Annotated in this window: 1 protein-coding gene; it reads right to left on the bottom strand. The window is 75.9% G+C overall.

What is annotated here, in order from left to right; genetic code table 11:
- The coding region (locus FM076_RS33295; protein ID WP_345944862.1) for an ATP-binding protein at window positions 1-1332 on the bottom strand (1332 nt) is incomplete at its 3' end.
- Window positions 1333-1605: the final 273 nt, after the last annotated feature.

The following is a 1605-nucleotide window of genomic DNA, read 5'->3' as shown; positions in this document are numbered from 1 at the left end:
CACCGGCTGCCTGTCCTCGGCGGCCCCGGGCGGCGGCGGAGGTGCCGACGGAGCCGTCCTGGGGGAGAGCTGGGCGACGAAGACCGTACGGCCGTCCGTCGTCCCCTGGGTCTGGATGAAGAGCCGGACAGGGACCTGCCGGCCGTCCCGGTGCAGCGCGGGCAGCGGCACCGAGCGGCCAAGGATGCGGGACCTCCCGGTGAGCAAAAGGGAGGAGAACGCGGCCAGGTGACGGGCCCGCAGATGCTCGGGGATGAGCGTCGTCAGCCGCTGCCCGACCAGCTCGTCCGCCTGCCAGCCGAGCATGGCTGCCGCCGGCCCGTTCGCCGCGATGATCCGGTTCTCGTCGTCCGCGGCGACGGTCGGCACCCGGCTGGCCCACACATGGCTGACGTCCCACGGCGCCAGCTCCGAGGGGCTGGCACCCGTCTCGCGGGGCACGACCGTCCAAGCGGTCGGTGCCTCGCCGCCGAGCTGGCCGATGACCTGGCCGAGCAGCCACTGGCGCAGGGCGCGGTTCTGCGGGAGGGCCGGACAGGTGAGCAGCCGCTCGTCCCTGGCCGCTTCCTCGGCCGCGTCGAGCACCCGGCACAGGGCGGACACCGCGGGCGCGATGTCCGCCGGAAGGGACAGGCTCAGGGAGTGGGGCTGCCCGGCCGTCCGCTGCTCCTCCAGCGCCGCCGTCACACCGGCGCTGATCACGTTGTTCGCGTCGTGGGCGGCGGCGAGGTCCTGGGGGGACACGCCGAGGAGGTCTCCGGCGGAGGCGGCGAGCACCATTTCGCGGAGCAGGGTGTGCCGGTGCTGCTGGGACGCGAGACAGAGGGAGCCCGGCAGGTCGATCAGCGTCACGGTGCGGGTGGGACGCGACACGGACCCCGTGTTCTCCCAGCCGGAGGGCGACGGTGCGGGCGGGGAGGGCGCCGCAGTGGTTCCGTCGCCCCCGGCCCTCAGTTCGCACCACACCGTCTTGTGGTCGGCCTCCGTGACGACTCCGTACCGGGCGGCCAGCCGTTCGACCACGGCCAGGCCCTGCCCCGGGCCGACGTGCGGAAGGTCGCCCTGCGGCACCAGGGCCCGGCCGGGCCGCCCGTCGCGGACCAGGACACGCACCGCGTCGCCGTGCGGCCAGGCCGACACCTCCGTCTCCGTGCGCGCGTGCAGGACCGCGTTGGTCACCAGCTCGCTGACCAGCAACTCGGCCGACGCCACCACCTCCGGGTCACTGCCCGCCAAGGCGTCCCGCAGAAAGCGCCGGGCCCGCGCCACGCTCTCCGGCCGCGGGGGAAACCGTTGCGCAGACGCCGTCCCGGGCTGACTGAGGTGGTCCATCCCGTCAGTGTGCTGCACCCGGCCGCCGCCCGGCTCCGTCCTCCCCCGGGTGTCCGGCAGCCGTTCCCCGGAATCCGCCGGGCGGGTGAGGCGGGCCGCCCGGGCCGTCAGGCCGTGGTGCGGGCGGCCCGGGCGGAGCGTGCCGCCGCGCGTGGGCGGTGTGCCGCCCACGCCTCCAGGTCGCCGAGCCGGTAGAGGAACTCGGTACCGCGCTTGCCCGCGGCGGCGGGGAAACCGGCGTCGTTGGCGCGGGCCCAGCGCAGCGCGGCGAGG

Source organism: Streptomyces albus subsp. chlorinus, assembly GCF_013302895.1.
Lineage (GTDB): Bacteria > Actinomycetota > Actinomycetes > Streptomycetales > Streptomycetaceae > Streptomyces > Streptomyces chlorinus.
The sequence above is the reverse complement of the archived record's forward strand: the minus strand, read 5'-3'. Positions and strand labels throughout refer to the sequence as shown.